The sequence below is a fragment of the Thermogemmatispora tikiterensis genome, from assembly GCF_003268475.1.
GTDB lineage: Bacteria > Chloroflexota > Ktedonobacteria > Ktedonobacterales > Ktedonobacteraceae > Thermogemmatispora > Thermogemmatispora tikiterensis.
The window spans coordinates 38,928-44,694 of the sequence record NZ_MCIF01000002.1 but is presented as its reverse complement, the minus strand read 5'-3'; the positions used below and the strand labels follow the sequence as shown (position 1 = coordinate 44,694).

The following is a 5,767-nucleotide window of genomic DNA, read 5'->3' as shown; positions in this document are numbered from 1 at the left end:
CCTGCCAGCAAGGCGGCCAGGGGCAGGCCCGTGGCCTCTTCCAGCCAGCCCCACTGGCCAGTGGGGGTCAGCACCAGATCACTGGCGGCAACCTGGAGCCGCAGCGGGTCATCGCTTGATCCGCGATCACGGTCGAGCCAGGGACAAGGTGTCACGCATACCGCTGCCGCAGGAGGCCCCTCCTTCGCTTCCTTCCCGTCAGCCTGCCTCGGATCAAGGCTCGCTCCCCAGCCAGGGGCCATCAAGCACCGGGCAGGCCAGACCCCGACTCCCCTTCGCCTGGGGCACCGACAGCCAGCCCTGCCCCTCCTGCTCGTTCAGCTCCCCCTCGTAGGCCTCCTGATCCGGTCGGCCCGCCTGCTCCCAGGCCTCATACGCCTCTGGCAGTTCTCGCCAGAGGGGGCGGGACCCATGCACCTGCAACCGCCAATTCCCCTCGGCCTGCTGCTCAAAGAGCGCCAGGGTGGCACTCGTTCGCTCCACCAGGCACACCGCTGGCTGGCCTGAGCCAGGCAGCCGATGGACCCGCAGAAAGGCCGTCGGCAGCCACCAGTGCAGCCAGAACCGGAAGGCAGGCTCTTACAGCACCTGGGGAAAAGGATCATCCTGGACCACTGCCGTCTCGCGCAGGGCCTGCTGACTTCAGCTCATCTGGGACAGGTCATCGCAGAGAAACGGACTCACATGCGCTCCCAGGTGTCCTGCCACTTCCCTTGGCCCCGCGCACGCACAGGTCCATGTGCGCTCCGAGGAATGTCACAGGAGGGAGACTGTTCCAGGTTTGCAATCCTGCTGTTCCCAACCGGGAGTACTGACACTCCTAAAGAGTGCTGTCAGGGTGGGATGGGATCTACAAGGCAGCCCATCGAATTTCTCCAGACGAGCAGTGGCCGTGACGAAGTTCAGAGATCTTGCACATTTCCTCTCTACTGAAGCATTTTCAGCACCTGCGTGCGATCAAGGCGCGTTGCGGATCAATCTTCCAGACATTCAGCGAGGGGAAAATCATCTCTGGCCTGCGCTGCTCAGGCTTTTTGACGCGCTGGCAGACAGCCTTTCTCACGAAGGGACGGGGATCAGCAACTAGAGCCGTGAGCGGCTCGTCGAGTAGGTCCAGTTGCCCGGCAGCCTCGGCAGCGGACACTCCCAGGGCGAGCGTCCTGTGCATGTGTTGATCTTCTGATCGAAGAGTCTTCTTGAGCCAGTGCGCTACCAGCGCTAGATGGGTTTGGAGCAGCCAATCTCCGATAGCAAACGGCCCGAGATTTCGGTGAACGTAGCGAGGGAATGCCGATCGACTGGCAGCGGCTCCGGTGCCCTCTAGAGGAGTGCACACTGTTGCAGGGTGCAGTGCAAGGCGACAACGGGGCATCCAATAACCATAACTCGTCTAACCCAGGAGAAGGGAGCGCTGGCCCACCGGGCAATACAGGAGAGTGCTTTGGAAGACGACATACTAATCCTGTACCTCTTTGTCAGCGCTCCTGCCTCCCATTGTGAGGTATACAGGGACTGCTGATAGCCCTTACGCCAGCCCTTCCGCGGTCGGGAGCAAGCCTTTCTACGCATCCAGCGCCGAGAGAAGCTGGAGTTCTGCCTCCAATGACTGGTGAACGTGATCACTCGCCTTATCGCAGAAAGCTTTGGAGACCGTCTCAATGTCCCGACGCCCTTGCTTGGTGAGAGGGAATGGTCTCTTTCGCCTCTTTAGAGTAGCCCCCAGGCTTCCAACTGGGCCACTGGCCGGCGCAAGACAGCAACCAGGTCAATACCAGCGAGCGGGACAAAATCATGCTTCCTCGCCTGCATGCCATGATGCCCAGTACTGTCAAGTGCCCCATGCATAAATGCAGGGGCTTGTCCCTGTCTTTACGCGCCGAGAGGGGTGGATTCCTTTCGGCTACCGGACGAGACAAGAGGCCGCTTGACATCGGCCCTGGCTATGTTCAGAGCGGCATTGATATCAGCGTTCATCGACATGCCGCAGTTGGTGCAACAGAAGAGCGCTTGACTCTTGCGGTTCTCTTTTGCACAGTGTCCGCAGGCGCTCCATCTTTGAGAAGTGTAGGCGGGGTCAACAAGGTACAGAGGAACGCCTGCAAGAGCAGCCTTGTAGGAGAGGAAGAAGCGCAATTGAGCAAAAGACCAATTGGAATGGCGAGAACGCTGAGACGTGTTCAACCGTGCTTCGGTGCGAGACCGAATGTGCCTGAAGTCTTCTATCGCTATTCCTTTTCCGAGGGAGCGCGCCTTTTGCACAATCTGTTTGGAGATGACATGATTGGTGTGATGCTGGAACCGGGCTTGTTTGCCAGACAGTTTCTTGAGGTGTCTCTTTGCGGACTTCGTGCCGCGTTTCTGCAAACGTTGACGCAATGCATGAGACCGTTTGCGAGTGGCCTCAACGGCCTGCCCACGAAAGGACTCCCCGTCGCTATCCGTTGCCAGATGGACGATCCCGAGGTCAACACCGAGGATGTCACTCGTTTCTTGGGGGTCCGGCGTGGGGATATCAAGCGTCACTGCCAGAGAGAAGGTGCCTTGACGATAGATCAGATCAGCTTGCCCCTTGATGGCTTGCATACGGGCCGCTTGATACTGACCGATGAGAAAGGGGACAAGCACGCGGCCACGCAGCGTCAAGAGGGAGACGTGCGTCAAGCCTTTGAAGCTCATCACCCGTTCGTCATAGACCATAGCACCTTCTGGCTTGAAAGTGGGTTTGATGCTTTTATCTCGCTTGTACGCATCGCTGACCTTGCTGATGCAACGAATAGCCGACTGTGCAGACAGACGGTAGGTCGTACGCAACTGCCTATAGGTCATCTTCTGCAATGTAAATTTGTGGCAACTTTTACAAGAAACGCCTGTTCAGCCACGTAATTACAAGCGGCGTTGAAGGCGCGCATCGTTTCCAACAAGGCGTGGCGTTGCTCTTCAGTTGGTATCAGCTTCAAGAGCATCGTTTGTTTCATGCGTTGGTTGTACCCCCTTTGACGATCCTTGTCAAGGGGGTATCCCGCCGAGAGGCAGAGCGCCTTTCCTCTTCATGCCTGAAGGCGGGACCTCGCGGCGCCTCCTCCCCAGGCGGAAACGCCGGGGCTTCCGGCGCCGCATGATTTGGTGAAGCGCGACATGCGATCAGCCTGAGTCGCCTTTCTGTTGATAAGCCCCAGCCACTGCTCGTTGTGACCAGCTTGATGTCCTGGAGGGCATGATGAGTGCAAAAGACCCAGTTGTTGACAAAGCCATCGGCTTCAGACCCTCACCCTCTATCGAGAGAGCCGGCCTGTTGGTCACCCCTGGTGGAGCTCTTTATAGCGGTATGCTTTGCCATTCCAGACAGAGTCATGTCCAATAGCAGGCGTAGGAGACAGAATGCTGGTATCCTTGGTGTGCGGCGTGCATGCTCCACAGGGCCACTTTCGACATCTCACTATCGTATCGATCTCTTCTTCTGGTTGCGGCGCGATCTGCCGCCTGGCCAGGGCAGCCGCCAGAGGGCTCGCAAGATCAATTTCCATGCCATAGCAGTTGACACGAGAAGGCTCCAGCGTGGCAGCTTGCTGCAATGCTACCAGTCATCATCGATCGCCTGCCCATGAGGAGGATATCTATCAGCTGACGCTCCCCTGGCAGGGCAAGGGGTGACATGATGACAATGCCAGCACAAAGAAGCCAGCGGCAGCAGCGAGGAACACTGCACAGTGCCATTTAGCCGTCTCTCCTCTGACGACATTCATACACAAGAACAGAATGGCTGGCAGGCTAAGACCTCTCTAGAGGGGGCTTTCGCTTTTGCTCCCCGGGCCATTCGAGTGCCTGGAGGGTGGGGAATGGTTGCTGCCTTCTAGAGGCAGGGCTGGCCATCAGAGAGAGAGACCCCTCAGCAAAGAGGGCCGACTTCGCCTGTGGTAGTGCTCGACAAGGGTGAGCCTGCAGGCCTGTGATAGGCTTGTCGCACCGGGGAAATTACCAAGCCTGTGCTGCCAGAGGGGATCTCACTTCTAATGAGACGTCCTAGTTGTAAAAAAACCTTTAAGCAAACTATTTCAATAGATAGGTAGATCATATGATCATCTATCATTCAAGCCTCTTGAAAAGCTTCTATCTATTTGCTCTACTGGTGTGTGAAAGAGGACATCTCGATCGAGACGCCCTCTGAGAGACGGGACCAGGTGGCTCCCGAGGAGAGGCAGCTTTGCAGAGCGTAGAACGTGTTAATGAGACAGGCAGAAGACGCGCTGGAGGCAGCCAGGGCAGTAAGTACCTCCGAAGTGGAGGCACTGAGTCTGGCGCCCGAGCCCATGCCTGTGCCAGGCACTTGGCCTGGCTCGGGCCTGCCAGGGGATGGCCGCTACCCCTTTCCAAGACTCAGAGGAGCAAGGTTTGAGGAGGACAGGCGGGGGAGGAAGAGAACGAGCGAGAGAGAGGGATGAGGCCAAGAGGAAGCTTGCAGATGACCGACACCTGGAAAGGAAGCAACGCACCTTGAGAGGCGGGCCTGCCTCATGGCGCTGATTCACCTTCTGGGAGGACAAGCAAGCCGTCGGGACCCTGACGGTCGACCTGGTGCAGACGATGACTTTGAATCCTCGCGCGACTGGCTGGGAGGAGCAGGATGCGGTCACTCAGGCGGTGCCGACAGGCATGAGGGTGCCCGTCCACGTCCGGCTGGCGGCTACCTGTGGGCAACCATGCCAGGCTACAGCCAGCTTCCAGGGCGTGATTCGTGTAGGGTTGAAGGGCACCGTAGTTTACCGGGTTAAGCTCACCAAGAGTCTACAGTACCTTGACCCGGTATGTCCTCAGCTATGAGGCACCCCCATACGTGCCCCTCAACGACGGCATTTGGGACTCCCCTCTGGCGTACCGTTGTGATGACGCACTGGCGGTGAAGTCACGGGCCACTCTTCCCCCAGGATGTGTCTTTCCAGCCTTTACGCCGACGCTGGAGCTCTCGCTCTCTCAGTACGGAGCAGCGGCAGCACTGATCGCCTGGGCGCAACAACACATGACAGCCCACTGGGGGCTGGCGGGGCGAGGGCAGCCACTCACGCGGCTGCAAGATGAGCAACGCGTCAGCAGGAATCGCTACACCATCTGCCAGAGGGATTGGCAGGCTTTGCCTCCCTGGACGGCACAGGGTGGAAGGCTGCAGATCAAGGACAGTTGCGATGAATTTCCCTTTGCTGGGACATACCAGAGCGGAGCCAGCCTGGTACAAGGGGGAACAGCCTGTGTTCAGCTGCAAGCGGTCAAAACCAATGAGTGGGGGCAGTCCCCGGCTCAAATCTGGACCACCGTGCAGCCTATTGGGTCAGTGCGGGCCGCTGCCCCCTGTGTGCGTGGCCATATTCCTCTCATCCTGAACACCGTGGAAGGTGGTGCCTATGGTCTGTTTGCAAATGCTCAGCGGCTCCTAGACCGAGACCCGTTCTGGATCGCAGTGGTTCCCTAGGGAGGGTCCCGTCTCTGCCTGGAGCGGGAGTCGTCCGCCAGCCCTGCCTTGGTTGGGTCTGGCTGGGACCAGTCACCTATTGGATCAGTCCACACACCTGCATGCAAGACCTCTGGAGGTGAGCACCCCATGCACGAGGAAGCAGAAGCAGAGAGCGCGTGGCCCTGGGACTGGCAGGAGCTGGGGATCGGTAACCTGCTGATAGTACGTGACTGCTCCCCTGAAGTACTGATTCGCGTCTCTGTCGAGGCGTATGGCTACGGTGGAAGGGAGCCCTGGCCCGGCAGGGGGTGGCCTGCCAGGGTC

The 5,767-nt window shown here is 58.7% G+C and carries 5 protein-coding genes; 1 reads left to right on the top strand and 4 read right to left on the bottom strand.

The window, feature by feature from the left end; genetic code table 11:
- Nucleotides 1–213 precede the first annotated feature (213 nt).
- The 4 genes from A4R35_RS00195 to A4R35_RS24495 all read right to left on the bottom strand — a co-directional run bounded on the left by A4R35_RS00195 (nucleotide 214) and on the right by A4R35_RS24495 (nucleotide 2,975).
- Nucleotides 214–483, bottom strand: coding sequence for a hypothetical protein (locus tag A4R35_RS00195; RefSeq protein ID WP_112425399.1), 270 nt, complete (start codon nucleotides 481–483; stop codon nucleotides 214–216).
- Nucleotides 484–940: 457 nt separating this feature from the next.
- Nucleotides 941–1,168, bottom strand: coding sequence for a hypothetical protein (locus tag A4R35_RS00190; protein ID WP_112425397.1), 228 nt, complete (start codon nucleotides 1,166–1,168; stop codon nucleotides 941–943).
- Nucleotides 1,169–1,869: 701 nt separating this feature from the next.
- Nucleotides 1,870–2,811, bottom strand: coding sequence for an RNA-guided endonuclease InsQ/TnpB family protein (locus A4R35_RS00185; RefSeq protein WP_223258119.1), 942 nt, complete (start codon nucleotides 2,809–2,811; stop codon nucleotides 1,870–1,872).
- Between the two features lie 11 nt (nucleotides 2,812–2,822).
- Complete coding sequence (locus A4R35_RS24495; protein WP_223258118.1) at nucleotides 2,823–2,975, bottom strand: hypothetical protein; 153 nt, start codon at nucleotides 2,973–2,975, stop codon at nucleotides 2,823–2,825.
- Between the two features lie 1,817 nt (nucleotides 2,976–4,792).
- On the opposite strand from A4R35_RS24495, the gene A4R35_RS00175 reads away from it, so the two are divergent.
- Complete coding sequence (locus A4R35_RS00175) at nucleotides 4,793–5,461, top strand: hypothetical protein (RefSeq protein WP_146747048.1); 669 nt, start codon at nucleotides 4,793–4,795, stop codon at nucleotides 5,459–5,461.
- The last annotated feature ends 306 nt before the right edge of the window (nucleotides 5,462–5,767 follow it).